We start from the raw sequence: 25,699 nt of genomic DNA on the forward strand, positions 1-25,699 counted from the left end.
GTATAAAGAAAGGGTGAAGGGTTGCCCCCTTCACCTTTTTTATTTTATTTCACCAGGTTACCGGGAACGGCCTGGTAGCTGTCGAATGTGAGCGAAGCAGTGGCTCTTCCGGAGGAGAGTGTACGCAATACCGTTATATAGCCGAATAGTTCAGACAACGGTACCATTGCGATGATGGTTTGCACAGATCCATCCATTTCCATGTGTTTGATCACACCGCGGCGCCGGTTCAGGTCGCCGGTCAGGGTGCCGGTAAATTCTTCCGGCATGGTTACCGTTACTTTCATCCAGGGTTCCAGCAAACGGGGAGCTGCTTTCGCCGCTACGCTTTTGAACCCAATGATGGCCGCGTGTTCAAAATCCAGGGCGTGGGAATCGTTGCTATGAATGGAACCATCCAGTAATCTCACGCGCATGGACTTCACCGGGTAACCTGCCAGGGCGCCGTTGTGCATAGCCGACTCGAAACCCTTACTGATCGCAGGGATGAATTCTTTTGGAATAGCGCCACCTTTGATTTCGTTGATAAATTCCAGTCCCGTTGCCTGTTCATCGCCGGGCGATAATTCAAACTGGATGTCCGCAAAGTTACCGGAGCCACCGTTTTGTTTCTTATATACTTCCCGATGGGTAACTGCCTGCGTAAATATTTCCTTGTACGCAATCTGCGGTTGTCCTTTGTTGATATCGAGATGATATTGTGTTGCCAGCTTTTCCAGTACCACTTCCAGGTGGAGTTCGCCCATGCCTTTCAAAATCGTTTGGCCGGTAGCGTTATCCACTGTTACGGTGAGCGTTGGATCTTCTTCCAGCAACCTGTTTAGGGCATCGCCCAGTTTATCATTATCTTTCGCAGATTTCGCCTCAATCGCGTACCCGATCATAGGTTCCGGGAAGCTGATTTTTTCCAGCAATACCGGGTGATCCGGATGCGAAAGGGAGTCGCCTGTTTTCACATCTTTCAGTCCTACTACTGCGCCAATATCGCCGGCGCCTATTTCTTCCACCGTTTCATATTTATCGGACATGATACGCATCAAACGGCTGATCCTGACCCTGCGGCCGGTGCGGCTGTTCCAGAGTGTATCACCATTGCGTAATACGCCTGCATATACACGTACTAACGTTAACTTCCCTACGAAGTCGTCCGTAATGATCTTAAACGCCAGTGCGGCCAGCGGCGCGCTTTCGCTAACGGGGATCATCACTGTTGCTTCCGTTTCCGGATCAGTGGCTTTTACATCGCCAATGTCTGAAGGCGCAGGAAGATAGGTAGCCACTGCATCGAGCAGGGGTTGTATACCTTTGTTCTTATAGGCTGCGCCAGCCAGTACTGGTACGGCCTCCATGCGGATGGTGGCGCCACGCAGTGCGGTGTAGATATCTTCCGGAAGGATACTGCTCGGAGCAGTAGTATATTTATTCAGTAAGGATTCATCCAGCAGGGACAATTCTTCCAGTAAATAATTACGTGCTTCCAGTGCCTCGTTCAGCAAGGCTACCGGGATGTTGAGCGTTTCATATGTTTTACCGTCTGCGGTGTTCCATACGAGCGCTTTCATGGTAATGAGGTCTATCACCCCGGTGAAGTCATCTTCTGCGCCGATGGGCAATTGCACGGGTAACGCATTAGCGTTTAGCCGTTGGCGTATGTCGCTCACCACGCGGCGGAAATCCGCACCCTGCCGGTCCATTTTATTGATGAACGCAATGCGGGGAATATTATAATGATTTGCCTGATGCCATACTGTTTCCGACTGGGGTTGCACACCGGATCGGGCGCAGAATACGGCCACGGCGCTGTCTAATACCCGCAATGAACGTTCCACTTCGGCGGTGAAGTCGACGTGACCGGGCGTATCGATGATGTTGATCTGCCAGGTATGATCCTGGTGTTGCCAATAGGTGGTGATAGCTGCGGAGGAAATGGTAATACCTCTTTTTTCTTCCTGCGGATCACTATCCATTACGGTGTTGCCTTCGTCTACATTGCCCAGTTTATGTGTGAAGCCGGTGAAGTAAAGCATGCGTTCTGTAAGCGTTGTTTTACCTGCATCCACATGTGCCATGATACCTATATTTCTAAAATCCGCTAAGCGTTTCATATATTCTTATTTAAAAAAGGAATTAAAAAAGGCCCCTCATCTGGTAATGAGCGGCCTTTGCTTTATGCAACAGGAAGTCTGCATTACCGGACAAGCCGTGTAAATGACATTGATGCTTTAATAATAAATTTCCTGTTGGTGTTCATTATGATTTATTGTTTGCTAAAGAAACTGTTGAAGATATTGGGGGAAGCAAATAAAAAGGCCTCTTCGGATGAAGAGGCCCTTGAAAAAGATTTCAGGAGTTATATATTAACCTCTCATATCCGGGATGGATTTGCCTCCCCGTCTTGAATTAAGACAATGCGGGTACTTGCAATTACCGCTCTGATAACGGTAGTTGCGTAACTGCATACGGGATATGTGAGATAGTTGTTCATATACTTTTAAAATTGCACCGCAAAGATAGGTTGTTTTTATTTAATAAACTAATCTGAACGGAAAGGTGCTTTTCTCTTATTTGTACAAAAATATCTCTTATATGTACTGGTAACTCCATCTTGTTCCGTCGTAATTTTGGGATGACGGAGTTTAGGATGATAAACAAGCCGGGCTCCCTGGCGTTTGAAACAGTAAAATAAAATCTCCATTATATGAATATTACAGACATTAACGGTACTGTGCAATTGTCGAATGGTGTACAGATGCCTTATTTCGGACTAGGTGTTTTTAAAACAAAAGAAGGACAGGAAGTGATCGATTCAGTGACTTATGCACTGGATGCCGGTTACCGGCATATAGATACCGCTGCTATTTATGGTAATGAAGAAGGGGTGGGTATTGCCATTGAAAAAAATGCCACCGGCAGAAAGGATATCTTCCTGACTACGAAGGTATGGAATGCGGATCAGGGCTACGACAGCACCCTGAAAGCTTTTGATACCTCCCTGGACAAACTGAAAACAGACTATCTTGATCTGTACCTGATTCACTGGCCGGTAAAGGGTAAGTATAAGGAAACCTGGCGCGCACTGGAGAAACTGTATGCAGATGGCCGCGTAAAAGCCATTGGCGTCAGCAATTTTTTGCAACATCACCTGGAAGACCTGTTCCAGCGTGCGAAGGTACTACCTATGGTGGACCAGCTGGAATTCCATCCTTACCTGGTACAACCATCCCTGTTGGATTTCTGTCAGAAAAACAACGTACAGTTTGAAGCCTGGAGCCCGCTGATGCAGGGTAAGGCATTTGACGTGCCATTGCTGAAAGAACTCGCGGAGAAATATAAAGTGTCAGTAGCACAATTAGTATTAAGATGGGATCTGCAGAAGGATGTGGTGACCATTCCCAAAAGCATCCGCCAGGACAGGGTGATTTCCAACGCGCAGTTGTTCAATTTTGAGATCAGTAAAGAAGATGTGTTGAAGATAGATGCGCTGGATCGCGGAGAAAGGGTAGGACCAGACCCGGATAATTTCAACTTTTAATATTTTTAGCGGAGGGGATTTCCCTCCGCTATTTTTTTATGCTTCGGCGAGCGCCGAAAATAACTTATCAATATCAGCCTTGTTGTTATAGAAGTTTAAGGCTACCGTTAATTTATTATTTTTATATCTCGCCTGGATATTATTCTTTTCAATTTTCTCATTTTGCGTTGGTGTAATTTCCAGCAGTTGTATAGCAGAAAGATGTTCCGGCGGATAGTCAGACAGCAGCCGGATACCGTTTGCAGCCGCCTTTTCCGCCAGGTAGGTGATTAGCTCCCCGACATATGCCTCTATATCTGGAATGCCCGTACGATGAAGATATTTCAGCGCTTCTCCCAATAAAAGTATATTCACAAACGGCGGTGTGCCGGGCTCAAATACTGTGGCATTTTTTTTAGGTGTGAAGTTCGTATAGTCCTTCACCGAATCGAAATCGGCCGTTTCATAATCCACATTATACCAGCTCATTACCTGTGGCGGGTATTGATCCAGTATTTTCTGCGACACATACATCGCGCCGGTACCATAGCCGGCAGTTACCCATTTGTACGCGTGGAAGATGAGGATATCGATATTACATTCCTGTACATCAATGTCGTTTACGCCAAATGATTGTGTAGCATCTACTATATGGATCAGCTGATGTTGTTTGCATAGTTCGCCAATGGCTTTCAGGTTTTGCCGGAAGCCGGTTCTGAACATTACGTGGCTGGTGATCAGGATACGGGTGGCCGGGGTGATTTTGGCGGCAATGTCTGCAACCGGGATCTGGTTGCGATTATCGCTATCCACGAAATGGAGGGTGTGGCCGTTGTGCATCCAGCCTACAAAGCTGCTGGGAAATTCATCCCGCATAGTGATGATTTCATAGTGTTTTGGAAACATCCCATACAGGAGAATCATAGCCTGCGAGGTATTGGTGATGAAAGCAATTTCACTGGCCTTTGCGCGGATCATTTCGCCAACGAGCGCCTTTACTTCATTGGACTGGTTATCCCATTCCGGCATCACTCCGCGGCCTTTTTCACTGAGTTCCGTGAAAAGCTCCGTTGCCCTTTGCACAAAAGGGGTGCTTACTGGTCCGCCGCCGTTGGTAAAAAAATACGTAGCGTTGTCACATACTGGGTAATCGGCCCTGATCTTTTCCCATTTAGTCATACTATTTTATTAATTTCTTCACGATAATAAACAAAATAAACCATTGTCCGGATACCGCCATACGATTATGTTTTTTATATGATAACTTGCGCAGAGGTGGAATATCTTATAGAAAAAAATCAGGTTTAGCATGTGGAGAAAACAGTTTTTCATTTTTGGTGCTTTCATACTTTTATTTACGTTAAATGCAGCGGCGCAGCCGCCGGCACTGTTCTGGCGGGCGGATGCGCCGCTGAACGACCGGGTGAGCGATCTGCTGCATACCCTTACCCTGTCTGAAAAAATATCATTGCTGGGGTATAACAGTCCGGCGATAGACCGGTTACAGATCCCAGCTTATAATTGGTGGAATGAGGCATTGCATGGTATTGCGCGAGGCGGTGAAGCCACCGTATATCCGCAGGCGATAGGGCTGTCGGCTACCTTTAATGCGCCGCTGGCCAGGGAAGTGGCTAACACCATTTCCACGGAAGCCCGAGCTAAATATAACCTCGCCGTGCAGCAGCACCGGCATGTGCAATATATGGGGCTTAACTTCTGGACGCCTAACATCAATATCTTCCGTGATCCCCGCTGGGGCCGCGGCCAGGAAACATACGGTGAAGATCCTTATCTCACTGCTACAATGGCGGGCGCTTTTGTACAGGGGTTACAGGGGGATGTTCCCGGTATGCTGAAAACGGCCGCCTGTGCCAAACACTTTGCCGTGCACAGCGGCCCGGAGGCCGACCGGCATAGCTTTAATGCCATCATCGATGAAAAAGACCTGAGGGAAACTTATCTCTATGCATTTAAAAAACTGGTGGATGGCAAAGTAGAATCGATCATGTGCGCGTATAACCGGGTGAACAGCCAGCCTTGTTGCACCGGGAATACGCTGTTGCAGGATATCCTGCGGCATGAATGGAAGTTCGGTGGACAGGTAGTTACTGACTGCTGGGCGCTGGATGATATCTGGCTGCGTCATAAAGCCATTCCTACACGCGAGGAAGTAGCAGCAGCAGCGGTGAAAGCAGGCATTAATCTCGACTGCGCCAATATTTTACAGGATGATGTGATGAAAGCCATCGACAAGGGCTGGCTCACCAGCGCGAACGTAGACAGCGCCCTGAGCGCCACCCTGCGTACCCGTATAAAGCTGGGGTTACTGGATGCCCCGGCAGAAAGCCCTTACAGCGCCTATGGCGCCGATAGCGTGAACAACGGCTATCATGCCCGGCTGGCCCGCGAAGCCGCCAGGGAAAGCATGGTATTGCTGAAAAACGATGGCGTATTGCCTTTAACTGCCGATAAATATGCCTCTATGCTGGTGACCGGCTCCAACTCCGCATCGCTGGAAGCCCTGATGGGCAACTATCACGGCGTATCGGGCGATATGGTTACTTTCGCCGCGGGCCTGGCCAAAGCTGCCGGTCCGGGTATGGCCATGCAATACGACCAGGGGTGCGACTTTACAGATACCCTGCATTTTGGCGGTATCTGGGCTTCGCAGAATTGTGATGTGACTGTAGCGGTGATTGGCTTAACGCCTTTACTGGAGGGAGAAGAAGGAGATGCATTCCTTTCCCCTTCCGGCGGCGATAAAAATACACTGAGCCTGCCCCGCTCACAAATCCTGTTCATGAAGAAATTAAGGGAAGCGCATAAGAAGCCTATTATTGCTGTAATTACTGCGGGCAGCGCTGTAGATGTGTCGGCCATTGCGCCCTATGCAGATGCGGTGATCCTGGCGTGGTATCCGGGAGAACAGGGCGGTAACGCCCTCGCAGATATCATCTTCGGAAAATATTCGCCCGCAGGGCGGTTGCCGGTTACTTTTTATCAATCCCTGCGGGACTTACCGGACTACAAAGACTATAGCATGAAAAACCGCACCTACCGGTATTTTAAAGGTAAAGCAGCGTATCCTTTTGGCTACGGCCTCAGCTATACGAAGTTTGACTATGCCTGGCATACTGTGCCTGCAAAGGAGTACCGCAGCAAAGATACCATTCGTGTATCCGTAGCCGTTAAAAATACCGGCGCCTTTGATGGCGATGAAGTAGTGCAGGCCTATATTACCTATCCGGATATGGAACGTATGCCGGTAAAGGAATTGAAGGCATTCAGGCGGGTGCATGTAAGCAAAGGCGGAGAAGAAATAGTAGAACTGGAGCTGCCGGCAACGGAGTTACAGAAGTGGGATTTACAGCAACATGCCTGGAAGTTATACAAAGGCACGTATAAAATCAATGTAGGAAAGAGTTCAGAGAACTTCCTGCTATCGCAGGAATTTAAGGTGAAGTAATAAATGGCAGCAGGGAAGTATTTAATGCTTCCCTGCTGGAAAATCCGCTATACCACCATACGGTCTACCACTTTCTTCAGCGTGAGCCCCTGTACAATAATAGAGAACAATACCACAAAGTAACTGGCCGAGAGGATAACTTCCTTGTAGGGCGACTCCGGTAATGACAGGGCCAGTGCAACGGAGATGCCCCCACGTAGTCCTGCCCACACCAATATAGTAATGCTTTTATAATCCGTTTTCAGGGAGCGCCTTAATACAATGGCGGGGATGGTAATACTCAACGTCCGCGCGATCAGTACAAATGCAGTGGCCATCAAACCGGTGAACCAATAGTTTTGCAGGAATGGCATGATCACAATCTGCAACCCGATCATCACAAACAGGATGGTATTCAGCAGCTCATCGATGAGGCTCCATACGTTATGAAAATAGTGTTGTATTTCTTCCGCATTTTTTGTACCCAGGGAAGTATTACCCAATATCAGGCCGGCGGAAACAGCCGCCAGTGGAATGGATACATGCAGCATAGCGCCCACTACAGAAATCACCATTACCATCGATAAAGACACCATTACAATGATATTGAAATCATCTACACGTTTCATGGTTCTGTAAGCTACAATGGCGGAAACAACGCCCAGCAGGATGCCGCCGAATACTTCCTGTGAAAACAACGCCGCAGCATGTGACAGCGAAACATGACTATCCGCCTGTCCGGCTACTTCTTTCAGGATCACAAATAACAGGATACCGGTACCATCATTGAGTAAAGACTCCCCACCAATAATGGTTTCAAGCGCAGGAGGGACCTTTGATTTTTTTAAGATAGACAATACTGCTACCGGATCGGTAGGAGAAATGAGTGCGCCAAACAAGAGGCAATATACCAGCGGGATATCGATGTGGAGTAGTGCTGTGGTCCAGTACAGCAGGAATCCGAATATAAAGGTAGAGCCGATAACCCCTACGGTACTCAGTACCAGCACGGGATACCGTTGCGCTTTTAATTTGTTGAAATCGAAATGCAATGCGCTGGCAAAAAGCAGGAAACCTAACATCACGTCCAGCAGGGCGCCAGTAAAATCAATACCGTTGGTTACATCCTTAATAAATGCAAATGCCTCGGGGAAAATTTTACCTGTCAGCGAAATCAGTAATGACAACAGGAGCGAAACCACGATCACGCCTATGGTTCCGGGCAGCTTAATGAATCGGTTGTTGATGTAGGAAATTAATGCGCTAATGGTAACTAAAGCCGTTATCAGCGTAAATGTGTTCATAAGTAATCGAATAATGCCGGTTAAAAAATCAGGTTCCTAATGTTGCTATAGTGGTTTTAAAGATAGAAAAAAAAGTAGCAAATCAAAGTCAGACCGGCATTAAGGGATTATTTTTTCCTGGAAGACTTAGCATTTACGTTAAATTCTAATGCCATTTTAATCCAGTGTTGTAATTGTTTTTTTGTGTGGAGTTCATTTTCATCTACAAAAATAAATCCTTTCATCTCCTTACTGCCATGAACCATTACTTCAGCGCCTGCAGAGGATTCCACCATCTCGTCCGATCTGGCCGGATCAATCCGTACCATCATTTTATCGGGTCGTACGCCCACACACATTTTGTCGTTTACCATGAAGCACAATCCACCAAACATTTTCTTTTCGGTGATATTGTCGGTGGAGGCAGAAAGAATTTCGCGTACCCGGTCAGCGAGTTTTTCATTATATGCCATTGAGATATTTTTTGGGAGATGTTAAAGGTACGACTTCCTTTAATTTCCGTATTGTTTTTCCATTGTTTCTCTCAGCAGGGAGAGTGCCGGAAAAAACAAATATACCGGCCTGGCAGGTGCCACCATACTAGGCAGCTATCTCGAAGAAACGCCATCCCCTTATGTACTGGAGGCAGTGTGTGATGCCGATGTCATTGTATTACATAAGGAATACCTGTTGCTGCTATACGAAAAAGTTCCTTACCCAAAAGAAACCGGATATTGTTTCCCGCGTACCATTGAGTACCATTGCTTCTTTCCTGGGTATTACGCAGCAGTCGCTCAGCAGGATCCGGAAAAATGGCCGTCGTTGACGCTTTTTACCATTTGTTAAATGGCGCCTGCCAGCGGCTGCCGAATTTTGTGTTCATAAAAAATACAATTATGAATACGGATCTGACAGGAAAAAAAGTATTGGTATTAGGCGGTTCGGCCGGAATCGGTTTAGCAACAGCACAGGCGGCAGCAGCGGCAGGAGCAACGGTGATCATTGTTTCCAGTAACCCCGGAAGAGTTAAGAACGCCTTGACTACGCTACCGGAAACGGCGCAGGGCTTTTCGTTGGATCTTGGGAATGAAGCAGCAGTGCGTGATTTCTTCCGCACTTCGGGCGCCTTTGACCATTTAGTATTTACAGCTGGTGGTTCTTTTCCATTCGGACAGGTGGAAGATCTTACCGGCGCTGAGTTGCAGGAAGCATTTCAATTACGTTTCTTCGGCGCATTCAATGCGGTAAAATATGGCAGTAAGAACATATTGCCGGGAGGGTCTGTGGTATTGACTACCGGTATTGCCAACCTGCGTCCTCAGAAGGGTTGGGCTGCCGGAGGCCGACCGCGAAGCCATGTATCAACAGGCAGCAGGCGTGCTCCCGGCGGGCCGTGTGGGGCAACCGGAAGATATTGCACAAACGTATTTATATCTGATACAGAATGGATTCAGCACCGGGCAGATAGTGGTGGTAGATGGCGGCGCTATATTGGTTTAATGCGCAATGGTAGCAGCGCCCGGCGTCGCTGCTACAGCCGTTTTAATATTCCGGCGGCACACCAGTAATATAAACAGCGCCAGCAGCGAGGTGCCGCACATGGTGATAGCCATTGGTGTTGCCGTATGCGTATTGTACAAGCTTACTACTGTAGAAGCAAGCGCACCTATTCCCATTTGTGTGGCGCCCATCAGCGAAGATGCGCTGCCCGCATTTTTACTAAACGGCGCCAGCGACAACGCAGAAGTGTTGGGATTGATAAAGCCCAGGCAGCAAAGGTATATGAACAGCAGCACGATGATACCAGGTAATGATAAAAAGTTATTCCAGGCGCATACAATAAAAATAAGCCCGGTGATGGTCTGACAAACCAGCGCCACCGGCACTATCTGCTGACTGCTGAACCGTTTCAACAACTGGCTGTTCACCTGGCTGGAACCTATCAGTCCTACGGAGAGGCCCGCAAAAATCCATCCATACGCTTTGTCACTGAGCTTGTAAATATCCATAAACACCTGCGGCGAGGCCGACACATAAGCGAACAGTCCTGAAAAAGAAACGGCGCCCGCAAAGGTGTAGGTGTAAAACTGCGGCTCGCTTACCACCGACAGGAAGTTGCTGATAATGGGACCGGGCTTCAGCGACATCGACGTGTCCGGCTGATAACTTTCCGGGAGCCAGAGGATGGTGGCGACCAGGATCAGCGCACCCATGATACCTAATATAAGGAATACCGTGTGCCAGCTAAAGGCGCTGGTTACATAACTGCCTACCGTAGGCGCAATCATGGGGGAAGTGCCTACTACCAGCATCAGCAATGCAAATACTTTTGCGTTGTCTTTTACAGGAAAGAGGTCACGCACCATTGCTACCGAAGCCACTGCCGCGGCACAGCTGCCTATGGCCTGGATAAAGCGGAGTATGATGAGCCCGTTCAGAGACGATACATACATACAACCGATAGAAGAGATCACATACAGCACGAGTCCTATATACAACGGCTTCTTCCTGCCAAACCGGTCCAGCAGTGGGCCATACAGCAATTGTCCCGCTGAAATACCAATAAAAAAACTGGAAAGCGACAACGCCACCCTGGTGGGGTCTACTCCCAGATCCTTTCCTATAGCCGGAAAGCCGGGAAGATACATGTCGATCGAAAAGGGGCCTAATGCTGTGAGCGTACCGAGAATCAGAATAAGAAAGAAATATTTCGATTTCGAAAGTCCGTTGGTCAAAATAATATGGCTTTTAAAAATTTCCCTGCAAAAGTAAGAAGAAATATGCCCCTTCCGGTGATGTAGATGTTATCTTCTCCTGATTTTACCCGGGGAAGACAAGGACCTGCATTTATCCCTGCGTAATATTTGTGAGAAAATCATACAGCCCTGTTTCGCCGGGTATGTTCAGTTTCTTGCGAAGCCGGTACCGGCTGGTTTCCACACCACGAACGGAAATGCCCATCGACTGGGCTATTTCTTTGGTGGTAAGATTAATGCGCAGGTAGGCACAGAGTTTAAGATCGGTGGTGGTTAGATCCGGATACTGTTTTTTAAGGGTACGCAGGAAATTATTATGCACTTCATCAAAATGTTGGGAGAACTGTGCCCAGTCTTCTTCGTTATTTTCTGCTTCTTCAAACAACCGCATTACTTTTTTGAAAGAAGGAAGCGCTTCCGGGTCATTGGTTTTCTTTACGCTTTGTATCAGCTCCTCACGGATATTGGAAATCAGTTTGCCTTTCTGCACGAGGTGCATGGTGGCAGTAGCCAGTTCTTTATTTTTATGTTGCACATCTGATTCCAGTTTTTCATTGCGCAACCGGATCAGTTGTTTCTCATTTCTTTCCAGTTCCAGCTGATGTTGAAAAATGAGATGTTGCTGTTCCCGCAGATGTTTATCTTTCTGCGCAGCAAATTTTTTCTTTTGACGCCTGTACAGGTACCAGATCAGCCCGGTGAGCAGCAATAGGTACACCGCCTTCGCCATAAAGGTTTGATACCAGGCGGGCAAAATGGTAAAAGAATAACTGGCGGCCGCAGAGATATTGCCGAGGTTATCTTTCGCCTTTACCGAAAAAGTATATTCTCCGTAAGGCAGATTGGTGTATTCTTTTTCAGTTTTAGCCGTCCATTCGCCGGGCTGGTTATCGAATCCGGCCAGCTCATGGCTGTAAGTGATGTGATTGCCCTGCTCCGCGGGAGGAACGGTGTATTCAAAATGAAAACTGTTAAACGCATTCGGCAGCACTACTGGTGGCTGCGGACCGGCAGCCTGGTAGCCGCCGTACAGCAAAGTATCTTTCCGGCTGGTGGCTTTTATTTGCCCGAGTAGCACCGACAGGCCGGCGTCATGACGGGAATATTTTTTATAGTTGAGATGATAAATGCCTTTGTCGCCCCCAAAAAAGATATTCTCCTCGTTAAAGGGATAGATGAATTCAAAGCCGCCTACTATTTTCCCGGCGAGTTCGGGAAACCAGGTAATTGTTTTCTGTTGCGGTTTCAGTACGCCCGGCTTTTTATCCGCCACCAGCCAGATGTTGCCGCTGCTGTCTTCCGAAAGGTATTGCACCGCCACATTTTTCAGCGGGGCAAATACGCCCGTTGACGGAATAAATTGCTGACGGACTTCATCAAATTCATAGATACCTTTCATGGTAGCGGCTACCATCCGCTGTTGAATACGGAAAACGTAATTATTGTAAGTAGAAGGCAGTCCGTCTTTTTGCGTGAACAGCCGGTAGTTCAGGGCAGTATCATTTTTGAGTGTGAGCAGGTACACGCCGCGATAGGGGTGGGAGGACCAGATACGTTGCTGCGGGTCTACGGCCAGGAAGCGCAGGGACTCGTACAAACCGGACACGTGCCGGGTAACGTTCACCTGCGAACCGTTGTAGCGTATAAGGGCCAGGCCGTTGTAGCAGCCGGTGAGGATGTTGTTGGAGAGCGGCAGGTATGCCCAGCAGCCCTGGTCTTTCAGCACTGCGGCGGCTTTGTTGCCGGTAATTTCAAATGTTCCTTCCTGGTGGGCCATCAGCAGGTGGGAGCCGATAGCAGAAAGGTTCCATACCTGGCCACGGGTGTTGGCTACGGGCTGGAAGTTGCCTTTGGAATAGCTGAGGTCTGTAACGGTGTCCAGTGGCGTGCTGTATAACCCGTCGGATGTGCCGATGTAAAGGCGCTGATTAAACACTTTCGCGGCGTAAGTGGTAAGGGAATTATGTTTGGCGGGTAGTATCTGTTTAATAGCGGTGTTGTACCGGAGCTGATCAATGCCGTTGTCCAGCGCCAGCCAGATGTTGTGGCGGGGATCAGCAAACAGCCGGAGCACATTATTATTCTGAAGGCCCTCGTCCATGCTGAATTGCTGGATCACTTTGCCGTTGGCAGCGTTGATCATAAAGCATCCTTTGGAGAAGGTGCCTACGGCCAGCTGGCCGTTATCCAGGGGGATGGCACAGTAAATACGACTGCTCCGGAAAACAGTATCTGCTTCCGTTTGCAGCGGGATCAGCTGCTGATGCACGATGCGGAAGAGGCCATCCTTGAGGGTGGCTACCAGGAGGGTATCATTTTTTTCTTCGAGGAAAGCGGTGATCAGAAGGGATCTGCCTTTGGCTCCGGCGCAAACGGGTTGCCATTGGCCGTTGACCAGTTTCAGTAATCCCTGCTGGAGGTCCTGTGCATAGAGGCCGTGGGCAGTATTGCCCATTATTTTCCATTCTCCCGGAGCATTGTATACTTCCATCTGCCGGTTACGCCAGCCGAATATTTTATTGTTGCTTTTGAAATAAACGCCGTTGTTGTGGAGGGCAATATTCCAGATATCCGCGAATTCTGTTTGCCCTGCGGGGATATTTTTTTTGAGAGAAGTATATTCCAGGATACCATTCTTATTGGGCAGATAATACCCGAAGTCGTCCTGTGCGCCTACATAGATCTTCCCGTCCGGCGCCACCTTTACTGCACGCAGCCGGGTATTGTTGGGTACAGGATAAAGCTTCCAGTAGTTGCCGTTGAAGGTAAGGAGCCCTTCATTGTTGGCGAAATACAGGATGCCTTTGCGGTCGATATCGATGTCCCAGGTTTGGCCATTTCCCTGGTATTGGGCTTTGCTGAAATTTACAACAGCGGGTAGTCCGATCGTATTCTGGGCTAATAATATTTTTCCGTGGAATAAAAGGGCCAGCAACAGCAAATGCTTCATCTAAAAAGCGTTTTACTAAATGTAAAATTTTTTTGCTGATGTAGGTAGGAAGTAATGAAGATAGATTAGCAATCAATGGTTTAATATCATCTGAAGTAGAAATGACGTAGTTCAGGAAATGATTTTTTCCTTTTAAATACTGATCTTGGTGGGCGTTATTTTTCTTTTTAAAGACACATCTTACATGCTGAAATTCCACGTTATAGTACTCACGTTATTATTTGCCTCCCTGCTGCCTGCTAACGGGCAGGGATATCTGAAAACCCGGGGCCCCGTTATTGTTAATGAAAAAAACGAGAAAGTGATCCTCCGGGGAATGGGCCTCGGCGGCTGGATGTTGCAGGAAGGATATATGTTCCGCCTGGGCAATATTGGCCAGCAATACAGGATCCGCGAAAAGATCCGGGAACTGATAGGACCGGAAAAAACACAGGCATTTTATGACGCGTGGCTTACCAGTCATACCACCAGGAAGGATATTGACTCAATGGCGGCATGGGGATTTAATTCCGTTCGCCTGCCCATGCACTTCGATCTGTACACGCTTCCGGCAGAGGAAGAGCCGGTAGCCGGGCAAAATACCTGGCTGGAAAAAGGGTTTGCCCTCACCGATTCCTTACTGAACTGGTGCAAGGCCAATCATATGTACCTGATCCTCGATCTGCACGCCGCACCCGGAGGGCAGGGGAACGATTTGCCTATCTCCGACAGGCACCCTGAAAAACCATCTCTCTGGGAAAGCGAAGCTAACCGGAATAAAACTATTGCCTTATGGCGCAAGCTGGCAGCACGCTATGCCAACGAGCCCTGGATAGGCGGTTATGATATTATCAATGAGCCCAACTGGGGATTTGAAGAAGCCGGAGACAAGAGAGGCGCCAAAGAAACAAAGAACATTCCCCTGAAACAGCTGATGACAGCTATCACCAAAGCCATCCGGGAAGTAGACCCAAAACATATCATCATTATAGAAGGAAATGGTTTCGGGAATAATTACAATGGCATTTTGCCTGCCTGGGATAGTAATATGGTGATCAGCTTTCACAAATACGGCAATTTCACCAATGTAGCTTCCATCCGGAATTTCCTGGATTTACGGGAGCAATACAACCTCCCTTTGTGGCTCGGAGAATCCGGGGAAAATTCCAACAACTGGTTTACTAATACCATCAGTATGGTGGAAAGCAATGACATTGGCTGGGCATGGTGGCAGCTGAAAAAGATGGGGACCAACAACCCGCTGGAAATAAAGCTCACTCCCGGCTACCAGGCACTCCTGGACTATTGGAACGACAAAGGACCCGCACCGGCAGCAGACGAAGCTTACCGCGCACTGATGGAATTTGCCGGCAACACCCGGATTGAAAATAATATTTATCATAAAGATGTGACAGATGCCATGTTCCGGCAGGTGGTTTCCGGTAAGACCATTCCTTTCAGGGAACATATCGTAAAAGACCAGGCCGTGATCCGCGCAGCGGACTATGACCTGGGACGAAACCTTTCCGCTTATAACGACCTCGATACCGCGAGTTACCATTACACGCCCGGCGTGAATACACAGGGGAACCGTGGCCATGCTTACCGCAATGATGGCGTGGATATAAAAAAGGAAAACAGTGAGTTCGTGGTATTTAATATTGAAAGCGGCGAATGGTTGCAGTATACCATCCGCGTAGCCGCTGCGGGGAACTACACCCTTACCATAAAAATAAAAGCAGATACCGGTAGCATCGGCGCCAGGTTTAACATCAGCAGTAATGGCAAAGTACTGGCAGCGGATCTCGCCGTGCCATCCGATGATCAGCCGGTGATAGTGAAAAATATCCGCCTCGCAAAGGGTGAGCAGCGGATCCGGATAGAATTTGTACAGGGCGGAGGTGTGTTTAGTAAGATGATCTTTGAAAGAAAGTAAGCGCGCATAAAAATAACTCCACGTTGATCCATCAGCCTTATTTGTTCACCTTTTATTAATTGTACTTTCCATGAAAGAAAAACTGATCTCCATTAGCGTAGGTTCCTTCCTGTTAATGGTAATGATGACCGCCTGTAAAAAAGAGGCGAAAACAACCAATAATCTGCAACCTTTGGATGCCCAGCCAGCTGCGGCAGCAGTGCAGGCCGCCGCAGCTTATATGCTGATCTGGTCCGACGAATTTGACGGTACCAGCGTAAACACTTCCAAATGGTCTTTTGAAACCGGTCCGGGTGTTAATAATGAGAAGCAGTATTACCAGTCGTCCAATGCCAGTGTGAGCAACGGCAACCTGGTGATCACGGCAAGGAAGCAGTCGGTGAACGGCTGGCCTTATACATCCGCACGCATGAACACTGCCGGGCACTTTACCACACAGTATGGCCGTATTGAAGCGCGGATTAAACTGGCCTCCGGGCAGGGTTTGTGGCCTGCGTTCTGGATGCTGGGCAACAACATAGGCTCCGTAGGCTGGCCCAAATGCGGCGAAATAGACATTATGGAGCAGGTAAATACCAGCAACACTATTTATGGCACCATTCACTGGGATGCCAACGGTCATGTTTCCTATGGCGGCACTTCCAGTACCACTATTACAGATTACCACGTATATGCGGTAGAGTGGGATGCCAGCGCTATCCGCTGGTACCTGGATGGTAACCAGTTTGCAACAGCCAATATCCTGAACAATATCAACAGCACAGAAGAGTTCCATAACCAGTTCTTTATCATCCTGAACATGGCTGTGGGAGGCGATTTCCCCGGGCAAACGATCGATGAAAGTAAACTGCCCGCCAATATGTATGTTGACTATGTGAGGGTGTACTCCATTTCCAACAGCGGTGGCAATGCGCCCATTGGCAGCACTATTACCCTCAAAGGATTTAACAATGCCTTTGTAAGCAGTGAAAACGGCACACAGGCTATGACCTGCAACCGTGCTACTGCACAGGGCTGGGAACAGTTTACGGTGGAAGATGCCGGCGGTGGCAAGGTGGCGTTGAAAAGCCAGGGTAAATATGTTTCATCAGAAAACGGCGTTAACCCAATTACGTGTAGCCGTACCAGTGCGGGCGACTGGGAAAAATTTGACTGGGTGGTAAATACAGACGGCAGCATTGCTCTCCGTGGAAATAACGGGCGATACGTATCGTGTGAAAACGGCACGCAGGCCATGACCTGTAACCGTACCACTATTTCCGGCTGGGAGTCATTCCGGTATTGATGTATATAGGTTGATGGATCCGGCCGGCCGTGTTTACGGCCGGCATTTTATTGATCCGGTAAAAAAGATCAGTTGTTCCACGATACTTCTTTTACGCCGGTATCTGCCTGTATATCTGCGATCAGCTTGCCTACAATGGCTTTATCCATGCTTTTAAAGCGAACGGAAACCATCATGGTTAAAGCCGCACCCACAGACACCATCATGTGCGTCCTTAACCCGGCCGCCCAGTCCTTGCGTTCCCTTTCCAAACCTATTATACCGCCAAAAACCGCTGCCAGTGATAATCTTATTAATATTTCCGTCCAGGGTATTATACTACTAATTTACGCAATAAATTTCCTTTCATCCTGATTTACGTATAGTCGTACTGTTAAAGAAGGTCAAAATTTGTATCTTGAAATCAATTCATTTATACTTTTCGCATGCTTCCAACAAAACCACGTTTACTGATTGCCACCGCGCTGCTTTTTTCCGCTGTAACCCAGGCGCAGGTGAAGTTCCGAACCATAGCGCCTGGAGCAACCCAGCAGGGGTTAAAGACCGTGCATACCCCGCACCTCGCCGCAGAACCCGCTGCGGGAAACAACCGCCATCAGCTGATAGTGATGATTCCCGGTACCGGCGGCCGGGCAGCCGACTTCCGTACGTTCGACAGCTCGTTTGCCGCTATGGGCTACTATGTAGTAACCCCTGATTATGTGAATACGGTGATCACCACGGTATGTTCCAAAAGTGAAGACAGCACCTGTTTTGATCATTTCCGCCAGGAGATCATGTTTGGTACGCCGGTGAGTGATAAAGTAGAAGTAGACTCCGCCAATAGCCTGCTGAACCGGTTTACAAAGCTGCTGGTATACCTGGCTGCGCAGGATCGTGGCTGGAGTGAGTTTGTACGTAACGGACAAGTGCGCTGGGATAAAATTATTGCGGCAGGTCATTCACAGGGAGCCGGGCATGCAGCGTATTTCGGGAAGCAGTTCCGTTTGCGTGGTGTGCTGATGTTTTCCGGACCACAGGACTACCTGCAGTATTTCAATGCGCCGGCGCATTGGCAGCAGGAGCGTGGCCGCACACCGGTGAACAGGTATTATGCGTTTCTGCATGCTGCAGATCCGTTTAATTACCAGTACCAGGTGCAGGATGTAAGTGTGGTGAGCCACCGCGCGGTCACCGATACAACGATGGTACAGCCGGGAATGCCGGTTCATTCCAGGAACAGTATCCTTGTTACGGATGTGGACCGGAAAGATAAACACGGATCTACATTGGGAACAGACTTTATAGCCGTATGGAAATATATGATCAGCGGCGCTACAGGGAATTAAAAAGAAAGCCGGTTTTCAGTGAAGAACCGGCCAAAACGTTTTCCTAACCCCAGTGGCTATACGTCGCAGTTTGGCGGATTGAAAAACGGATTGTTTTCTAAACTTAAAATATTGCTGACGCTCAGTCAGTATACAAATTTACTTGGCCCAAAAACCAAAACCAATGATGCTTCCAGTATATTATCACAACTCTTTTATTAAGGGCTGTTAAAAAACGGGGGAAGACTGGTGGTTTTCTCTGTTTTTTATTCTTTATCTTCGCGGGCGTTCGTTACCATTCTATGTCAAAGAAGAAGAGGAAAAAAAAGAAGCAGCACCAGGGATTCAGCAGTTTAGCCATTATCGTTATATTGATCATTGCTGCATTTGCAGTGACTACCTGTTCCCGGAAAATTACCGGTGACAAAGAAAAACCTCCTGCAAAGAAATCATCTCACAAAAAAAATACTACCACCCGCACCAGTACATTTTTACTGGCAGAAGATTTTGAGTCGGGGTCCAAAACAAGTTATAACAGCGGTGATGTGGAATTATCCAGCGGTACCTGGAAGTTTAAAGATGCGGTAACCGGCAACCTGGAGGAAGATCATAAAACGGGCGCACAGGCATTGCGGATCCGCGATAATGGTATGGCCGGAATGAAATTCGATATTATTGTAAAAGGAACGGTAACGGTTACACTGAAATATGCCGGGTACGCCGCAAGCAAAAAAGGAACCTGGGAGTTGTGGGCATCGGTGAACCGGGGACAAAGCTATTTTCGTGTAGGTGATCCCGTTAGTGTTAGTTCCGGTGTGCTTAAAACAGCCACCTTTACCGCGAAGAGTACGGGCGTCATCCGGTTTGATATCCGTAAAACAGACGCCGGCAACAGCCGGATCAATTTTGACGTGTTCCGGGTAATGGCCGGCGGAAAAGAAACGCCGGTTAAGCCGGTGGAGAAACCGGCAGGTGACGATGATGATAACCTGTTGCTCGGTAATCCCAGCGATGCCAGTGCATCGCTGGTGATGGCGAATAATTACCTGATGGATAAAGCGTATTACAAGTTGTCGTATAACCGCGACAAGGGCACGCCCAACTGGGTTGCCTGGCATGTATCGCGCAGGGATCTGGGCAAAATGTCGAGGGCCAACGATTTCAGGCCCGATGCCGATATCCCGGAAAGCTGGTACCAGGTATCTCAAACGAGTTATATGGGCAGCGGTTTCGACCGGGGGCATAATTGTCCTTCGGGCGACCGGACCGCCACCCGGGCGGCCAATGAATCCACCTTCCTGATGACCAATATGATACCGCAGGCCCCCAACCATAACCAGCATTTGTGGAAAAACCTGGAAGAATATACACGGGAGCTGGTCATGAAAGGAAACGAGGTATATGTGATCATGGGTAGCTATGGCAGTGGAGGAACCGGGAGCAAGGGACTGGCAAAAACAATAGATGGCCGTAAAATTACCGTGCCGGACCATATCTGGAAGATCCTGGTGGTTTTACCGGAAGGCAATAATGATTTGCAGCGTATTAATAAGAGCACCCGTATTATTGCGGTGAACACACCCAATAAAAATGATGTTAATGCCAGGTGGAGCGCTTACCTGACTTCAATTGAAGAAATAGAAAAGGCCACCCGGTATAAGTTGCTGGAGAGGGTGCCACCGGTAGTAAGACAAGAGTTAGTGAAGAAAATAGATGCGGGACAGGAGAGAATGTATCGTTAAAAAAAATATTATGTTGTTCTGGCAATTAAATTATAAATTGCATAAAATTATTATGTTTTTGTCGTTTGTAAACTAATATCCAGAAAAAAATCATGATAAGTTCCTATAAAAACCAGATTGGCATAATTTTATTGAAAGTACAGTAGCAACATGTAACTTATTGAAGCCTTAGATCGTTATTATAATTACAAAGCTAACTTAAAGTATAACTGGCCGATTATTAATGGAAATGGACCTACACTTTTCTTGATTATATGCACATATAACAAGACAAATACTGTGTACACAACGAAAGGAATGGCGTAAAATAATTAGCGATAAAATGGCGTTATACCAGAGAAGCTTAACAATATGAGCTTTTTAAACATTAATATTATATCTAACTAATATGGGTGAAAGAGTGTCGGTGGCCTTGCTTGTTACTACATACAACTGGCCGGAAGCATTGAAGCTTGTGCTGGATAGTGTACTGGTACAAACCGTCCTCCCTGACGAAGTCATCATAGCTGATGATGGTTCCGGAGACGCTACCAGGGATGTTGTAGAGGCATTCAGACGAAAAACCAGCATTCCGGTGAAGCATTTCTGGCATCCGGATGAAGGTTTCCGCAAAACTATTATCATTAACCAGGCGATTACCGGTACCTCTTCAGACTATATCATCCAGATTGATGGTGACATTGTGATGCATGAGCTTTTCATCAGAGACCATATCACGGAAGCGGAAAAGGGGTATTTTATCCGCGGCAGCCGGGTGTTGTTACAGGAAGATATTACCCGGAAGTACCTGAATAACGGGCAATTTGAGCGGGTGTCTTCTTTCAGTAAAAATGTGAGGAACCGGATCAATTCGCTTCGTATTCCTTTCCTGGCTCCTTTGCTGATTAAAAAGAGTCAGCGTTCCCGTAACTGGATTGGTTGTAATTGTGCATTCTGGAGAGCAGATTTTCTGAAGGTGAATGGTTATAATAATGAATTGAAGGGCTGGGGACACGAAGATATTGAACTGGCGGCGCGTTTTATTAACTCAGGACTTTATCAGAAGAAGGTAAAATTAAAAGCGGTATGTTATCACCTGCATCATCCTTTTAATTCCCGTGTACACGAAAATATCAACTACAGGGTTTACCTGGATACCTTAAATCATGGTATTGCCTATTGCTCTAACGGCTACAGGCATCATTTAACAACGGAGTAAATAAATAAAAAGATATTAGTAAAAAAGGCCACCAGACGGTGACCTTTTTTTATTTAGTTACTAAATGTCTGCATTTCGATGAGCCGCTTATAAATGCCGTTGTTACTGAGCAATTCCTGGTGGGTGCCCTGTTCGGCCACCTGACCGTTATCCAGCACTATAATAAGATCCGCATTTTGAATGGTGCTCAGGCGGTGAGCGATTACCAGGGAGGTGCGGTTTTTCATCAGATTATTCAGTGCGTCCTGTACCATTTTTTCCGATTCTGTATCCAGGGCGGATGTAGCCTCATCCAGCAGCATCAGTGGCGGATTGGAGAGTACCGCACGGGCAATGCAGATACGCTGCCGTTGACCGCCGGAAAGCTTGGACCCTTTATCGCCGATATTGGTATCATAGCCATTTTCAGTTTTGCTGATAAAATCGTGTGCATTGGCAATCCTGGCTGCTGCCTCCACTTCTTCAATGGTGGCGTTAGGTTTGGCAAAAGCAATATTGTTGAAGATGGTATCATTGAAGAGAATGGATTCCTGGTTTACCACACCCATGAGTGCGCGTAAAGATTCCATTGTAACGGACTTCAGGTTTTTATCATCTATAAGGACGCTGCCGGACTGGGGATCCATAAAGCGGGGGATCAGGTCCATTAACGTGGACTTTCCGCCGCCGGAAGGGCCTACCAGCGCTACAGTGGAGCCTTTGGGTATGCTGAGGTGAATGTTATTCAGTACTTTCTTCTCGCCGTAGGCGAAAGAAACGCCATCAAAACGGATCTCATCTGTAAAGCCGTTTAATGTAACGGCATCCGGCGCGTTGGTGATGGCCGATTGCTGATCGATCAACTCCAGTACCCTGTCGCCCGCAGCAACTCCTGAATGGATATTGCTGAACGCGGTGGAAATAGCTTTTGCCGGGCGCATAATCTGGGAGAAGAGGGCGATATATACCACAAAGGTAGATCCGTCCATATTCCCCTGGTTATTGATAATAAGGGAACCGCCGTAAAACACGATACCAGCCACCATCAACACCCCTAAAGTTTCAGAAACGGGCGAAGCCAGTTGCTGTCTTTTAGCCATAGAGCGGGATATTTTGGAATACTTGCGGTTTTGTTCATCAAAGCGGTTGGTAATAAATCCAACAGCGTTAAATGCTTTTACGATCCTGATGCCATTCAGCGCCTCATCGAGGTAACTGATCATCATGCCGTAGGTTTGATGGGAGGCGGTAGCCTGTTCTTTCAGTCTTTTTACGATCCTTGATATAATGAAGCCGGCCACGGGAATCACCAGCATAGAAACCAGCGTTAATTTATAGGAGATGAGGAACAGGATGACGAGGAAAGAGATCAATTGGGCCGGTTCTTTGAATAATACCTGCAGGGTGCCGGTCACTGTATATTGTACCACCTGTACGTCGGATGCAATCTTGGAAATGATATCACCCTTTCTTTCATTACTAAAATAACCCAGGTGCAGGTTCATTACATTGTTGAATACTGTTTTACGCAGGTTCAGTAAGGTTTGTATGCGTAAGCTTTCCATAGTACGATCGGCGAAGTAGCGGAACAGATTACCCAGTAATACGGAGGCGGCAATACAGGCGCAAACAAATTCCAGGCTTTTAATTTTACCGTATTCACTGGCGATGGTGGTGGTGTAATGTTTAAACACCGCGAAAATATCAAAATAGCTGTCCGGCATGGGGGCTATTTTTTGATTGAGATCTTTGTTAAACAGCGTTTCCAGCAAAGGCGCCAGCAATGCAAGGTTCAGCGTGCTGAATATTACAGATAACAGGACACAGATGATATAGGGGATCGCAAATTTATTAATAGGTTTAGCAAATGATAAGAGTCGGAAGTATGTCTTCATATTTTAACAATAATCGTATAATGATTAGACGGTGCATAAAAAAAACCGCATCGTTGCTGATGCGGTTCCTTAAGTTTTTAATTTTCTTTTTATCAATAACTTAAAGAATATTTTTCAGTCGCACATTCAAGCCTGCAGATCACCAGTAAAAACTGCAATCAGGGCTCAAAAATAGCCCTTTTGGCTTAATTGTCAAAAGATTTGATAGCCGCCCGGGCCAGGGGCGGATATCAGTGATTATTGCTGCGGAGGATTTTTAACGCCTCCGTGTCTTTATATTGAACCATGAGTTGTTCCAGGTGCTTTTTCAGGGTGGTGGTGAGTTTCTCCGTGCCTTTCCGGCCATAAAGATTGTTCACCTGGTGCGGGTCCTGCTTCAGGTCGTACAACTCCCAGCTGGCAGACTCCCCATAGAAGCGCACCAGTGTGTATTGTTCCGTACGGATACCGAAGTGCGGATATACGTGGTGAGGCTGTGGGAATTCGTAATAGTGGTAGTAGGCTTCTTTTCTCCAGGGAACATTTTTGGCATCTGCTTTCAGCAGGGGCAAAAAGGAGACGCCTTGTATATCGGCGGGCACTTTCACGCCTGCGATGTTGAGGAAAGTGGGAGCCCAGTCGATGTTCAGCATCAGCTGATTGATGGAAGTGCCGGGTTTTACTACTCCGGGGTATTTGATCACGAAAGGAGTGCGTAATGATTCTTCGTAAATAAAGCGTTTATCAAACCAGCCATGTTCTCCCATATAAAAGCCCTGATCGGAGGCATACACGACTACTGTATTTTTTGAGAGTCCTGATTTATCAAGATAGTTCAGCAGCTGGCCGATGTTCCTGTCGAGCGACTTTGCCGTGGCCAGGTAATCTTTCAGGTAGCGTTGGTATTTCCATTCCACCAATGCATCGCCGGTTAGTTTTTGTTTATCAAATTCTTTGCTGATCTTATTTTCGTAGTAATCGATAAAAGCCTTTTTCTGTTCCGGTGTGAACCGGCCATAGATCCCCTTTTCGTAATTGGCATGTACTTTCAGGTCTTCTTTCAGGCGCATGGTTTTATCGATGGTCATGTCCTGGTTTTGCGCGGCCAGGCGGTTTTTGTAATCATCTTTGAAAGTGGCCGGGAGGGCAAATGTTTTATCATCGTATGTGCCGAGGTCCTGGATATCCGGCAGCCATTCCCGGTGTGTGGCTTTTTCGCCTACCACCAGGAAGAAGGGTTTGGTCGTATCGCGTTGGTTGATCCAGTTAACAGAGAGTTGGGTGATAATATTGGTAACATAGCCTTCTATGCGGGTAGTATCGTTGGGGCCAATGATATCGGGATTATAATATTGGCCCTGGCTGTTGAGGATACGCCAGTAGTCGAATCCCTTTGGCAGGTTGCCTAAATGCCATTTGCCGATCCAGGCCGTCTGGTAGCCGTTTTGCTGCAATAGGGAAGGGAACAGCTGTTGTGCTACATCAAACTTTTTCTCGTTCAGCGTATAGCCGTTAATGTGACTATACTTGCCGGTGAGCAGGGTAGCCCTGCTGGGGCCGCAAATAGAATTGGTGACCAGCGCATTTTTGAAAATGGCGCCCTGAGCGGCGATCCGGTCGATGTTAGGCGTTTGTACCAGTTTGCTGCCATAGGCGCTGATAGCCTGGCAGGCATGATCGTCCGAGAAGATGAAAATAATGTTGGGACGTTCTTGCTGTGCATAGCTGTTGGCTGCGAACAGGAGTAATACTCCCCAGGTTTTTCTAAGATAGTTTGCGGAAAAGATTTTCATGTTCATGTGTTTATCTGTTGAAATAGCTACAAGGTATCCTCCGCTACTACTTTAAACTCCTCAAACACTACATCAAACGGCAACTTCCCAGGTGCTGCCGCCACAGGTCCTATCTGCACTTTGCCGCCGGGAGGGAAATACGCCAGCCGAAGCATGTCAAATTTCTTATTATCAAAAGAATATTCAATCTGTACATAATCTCCTTTACGCAGTAATTTCAGCCACATGCTTTTGGGGCTGTCATGACGCGGAACTACGGACCAGTCGGATACTTCACGGGTTACTACTGCGCTTACGTTTTGTACGCCGTCCACATATTCGATACCGGTTTTAATCCAGTTTTTGACATCCTTGCGGATCATCAGGCCGGCCTGATGAAACAGCTCCTTATAATGACCCGTAATTTTTACGGTAGCGGTAAAATCGCCTTCCTGTTCCTGGAAATAAAAAGGGCCGTTATCGCGGATAAAGCCGTAGTGAGTTACCTGCCAGTAGTCGGTGCCGGGGTCAACGGTCACATTTATTTTGTTATGATCTGCGGACCATTTCTGCGGAGTGTTATACCATTGCATAGTTTGTGCTTTTAGTCCCATACTCATCGCTATGAAAGCGGATAATGCTACCAGTTTTTTCATGATGTTTCCGTAAAAATTTTATGTAA

The 25,699-nt window shown here is 47.4% G+C and carries 19 protein-coding genes and 1 pseudogene; 10 read left to right on the top strand and 10 right to left on the bottom strand.

All coding sequences use genetic code 11. The annotated features are described in order from the left end of the window. Window positions 1–44 precede the first annotated feature (44 nt). On the bottom strand, window positions 45–2,105 hold the full coding sequence (gene fusA, locus ACMXI2_RS08215) for an elongation factor G (RefSeq protein WP_483781205.1): 2,061 nt from the start codon (window positions 2,103–2,105) through the stop codon (window positions 45–47). Window positions 2,106–2,698: 593 nt separating this feature from the next. On the opposite strand from fusA, the gene ACMXI2_RS08220 reads away from it, so the two are divergent. Continuing rightward, entirely contained in the window at window positions 2,699–3,532 is an 834-nt protein-coding gene (locus ACMXI2_RS08220; protein ID WP_483781206.1) for an aldo/keto reductase, read from the top strand. Between the two features lie 36 nt (window positions 3,533–3,568). Here ACMXI2_RS08220 and ACMXI2_RS08225 read toward each other — a convergent pair whose 3' ends face one another. Further along, window positions 3,569–4,690 (bottom strand): aminotransferase class V-fold PLP-dependent enzyme, encoded by a 1,122-nt coding sequence (locus tag ACMXI2_RS08225; protein WP_483781207.1) that lies wholly within the window; start codon window positions 4,688–4,690, stop codon window positions 3,569–3,571. Window positions 4,691–4,820: 130 nt separating this feature from the next. Here ACMXI2_RS08225 and ACMXI2_RS08230 point away from each other — a divergent pair, with 130 nt between their 5' ends. Further along, entirely contained in the window at window positions 4,821–6,977 is a 2,157-nt protein-coding gene (locus ACMXI2_RS08230; protein ID WP_483781208.1) for a glycoside hydrolase family 3 N-terminal domain-containing protein, read from the top strand. Window positions 6,978–7,024: 47 nt separating this feature from the next. On the opposite strand, the gene ACMXI2_RS08235 is transcribed toward ACMXI2_RS08230, so the two are convergent. Together ACMXI2_RS08235 and ACMXI2_RS08240 are read right to left on the bottom strand one after the other, a co-directional pair. Then, the gene (locus ACMXI2_RS08235; RefSeq protein WP_483781209.1) at window positions 7,025–8,260 is read right to left on the bottom strand and encodes a cation:proton antiporter; all 1,236 of its coding nucleotides are present in this window, start codon (window positions 8,258–8,260) and stop codon (window positions 7,025–7,027) included. 107 nt (window positions 8,261–8,367) lie between these two features. Continuing rightward, complete coding sequence (locus tag ACMXI2_RS08240; RefSeq protein ID WP_483781210.1) at window positions 8,368–8,712, bottom strand: TfoX/Sxy family protein; 345 nt, start codon at window positions 8,710–8,712, stop codon at window positions 8,368–8,370. A gap of 161 nt (window positions 8,713–8,873) precedes the next feature. Here ACMXI2_RS08240 and ACMXI2_RS08245 point away from each other — a divergent pair, with 161 nt between their 5' ends. The 3 genes and pseudogenes from ACMXI2_RS08245 to ACMXI2_RS08255 all read left to right on the top strand — a co-directional run bounded on the left by ACMXI2_RS08245 (window position 8,874) and on the right by ACMXI2_RS08255 (window position 9,739). Continuing rightward, window positions 8,874–9,065 carry a hypothetical protein gene (locus tag ACMXI2_RS08245; RefSeq protein WP_483781211.1) on the top strand — a complete coding sequence of 64 codons (192 nt, stop codon included), beginning with the start codon at window positions 8,874–8,876 and terminating at the stop codon, window positions 9,063–9,065. Between the two features lie 70 nt (window positions 9,066–9,135). Then, window positions 9,136–9,516 (top strand): annotated as a pseudogene (locus tag ACMXI2_RS08250) (SDR family NAD(P)-dependent oxidoreductase); the annotation flags it as partial. 79 nt (window positions 9,517–9,595) lie between these two features. Further along, on the top strand, window positions 9,596–9,739 hold the full coding sequence (locus ACMXI2_RS08255; protein ID WP_483782393.1) for an SDR family oxidoreductase: 144 nt from the start codon (window positions 9,596–9,598) through the stop codon (window positions 9,737–9,739). Here ACMXI2_RS08255 and ACMXI2_RS08260 read toward each other — a convergent pair. Continuing rightward, window positions 9,736–10,974 (bottom strand): multidrug effflux MFS transporter, encoded by a 1,239-nt coding sequence (locus ACMXI2_RS08260; RefSeq protein ID WP_483781212.1) that lies wholly within the window; start codon window positions 10,972–10,974, stop codon window positions 9,736–9,738. The two genes, ACMXI2_RS08255 and ACMXI2_RS08260, sit on opposite strands and share 4 nt — an antisense overlap. A 112-nt stretch (window positions 10,975–11,086) precedes the next feature. Next, entirely contained in the window at window positions 11,087–13,945 is a 2,859-nt protein-coding gene (locus ACMXI2_RS08265) for a triple tyrosine motif-containing protein (RefSeq protein ID WP_483781213.1), read from the bottom strand. Between the two features lie 184 nt (window positions 13,946–14,129). Between ACMXI2_RS08265 and ACMXI2_RS08270 the strand changes: the two genes are divergently transcribed. Together ACMXI2_RS08270 and ACMXI2_RS08275 are read left to right on the top strand one after the other, a co-directional pair. Further along, window positions 14,130–15,860, top strand: coding sequence for a cellulase family glycosylhydrolase (locus ACMXI2_RS08270; protein WP_483781214.1), 1,731 nt, complete (start codon window positions 14,130–14,132; stop codon window positions 15,858–15,860). Between the two features lie 70 nt (window positions 15,861–15,930). After that, window positions 15,931–17,145, top strand: coding sequence for a family 16 glycosylhydrolase (locus tag ACMXI2_RS08275; RefSeq protein ID WP_483781215.1), 1,215 nt, complete (start codon window positions 15,931–15,933; stop codon window positions 17,143–17,145). A gap of 68 nt (window positions 17,146–17,213) precedes the next feature. On the opposite strand, the gene ACMXI2_RS08280 is transcribed toward ACMXI2_RS08275, so the two are convergent. Then, window positions 17,214–17,471: an MgtC/SapB family protein gene (locus ACMXI2_RS08280; RefSeq protein ID WP_483782394.1), complete on the bottom strand. Its 258-nt coding sequence runs from the start codon at window positions 17,469–17,471 to the stop codon at window positions 17,214–17,216. A 99-nt stretch (window positions 17,472–17,570) separates the two neighbouring features. On the opposite strand from ACMXI2_RS08280, the gene ACMXI2_RS08285 reads away from it, so the two are divergent. The 3 genes from ACMXI2_RS08285 to ACMXI2_RS08295 all read left to right on the top strand — a co-directional run bounded on the left by ACMXI2_RS08285 (window position 17,571) and on the right by ACMXI2_RS08295 (window position 21,392). Next, entirely contained in the window at window positions 17,571–18,473 is a 903-nt protein-coding gene (locus ACMXI2_RS08285; protein WP_483781216.1) for a BPSS1187 family protein, read from the top strand. Window positions 18,474–18,754: 281 nt separating this feature from the next. Next, window positions 18,755–20,194, top strand: coding sequence for a DNA/RNA non-specific endonuclease (locus ACMXI2_RS08290; RefSeq protein ID WP_483781217.1), 1,440 nt, complete (start codon window positions 18,755–18,757; stop codon window positions 20,192–20,194). 388 nt (window positions 20,195–20,582) lie between these two features. Continuing rightward, window positions 20,583–21,392: a glycosyltransferase family 2 protein gene (locus tag ACMXI2_RS08295; protein WP_483781218.1), complete on the top strand. Its 810-nt coding sequence runs from the start codon at window positions 20,583–20,585 to the stop codon at window positions 21,390–21,392. 53 nt (window positions 21,393–21,445) lie between these two features. On the opposite strand, the gene ACMXI2_RS08300 is transcribed toward ACMXI2_RS08295, so the two are convergent. The 3 genes from ACMXI2_RS08300 to ACMXI2_RS08310 form a co-directional block, all read right to left on the bottom strand. Next, window positions 21,446–23,266, bottom strand: a complete 1,821-nt coding sequence (locus ACMXI2_RS08300; protein WP_483781219.1) for an ABC transporter ATP-binding protein — start codon at window positions 23,264–23,266, stop codon at window positions 21,446–21,448. A gap of 230 nt (window positions 23,267–23,496) precedes the next feature. After that, window positions 23,497–25,038 (bottom strand): sulfatase family protein, encoded by a 1,542-nt coding sequence (locus ACMXI2_RS08305; RefSeq protein ID WP_483781220.1) that lies wholly within the window; start codon window positions 25,036–25,038, stop codon window positions 23,497–23,499. A gap of 26 nt (window positions 25,039–25,064) precedes the next feature. Continuing rightward, a complete protein-coding gene (locus tag ACMXI2_RS08310) occupies window positions 25,065–25,673 on the bottom strand; it encodes a DUF1349 domain-containing protein (RefSeq protein ID WP_483781221.1) in 609 nt (202 codons plus the stop codon). Window positions 25,674–25,699 lie beyond the last annotated feature (26 nt).

The sequence above is a fragment of the Chitinophaga sp. G7 BAM 1005 genome, assembly GCF_057126945.1.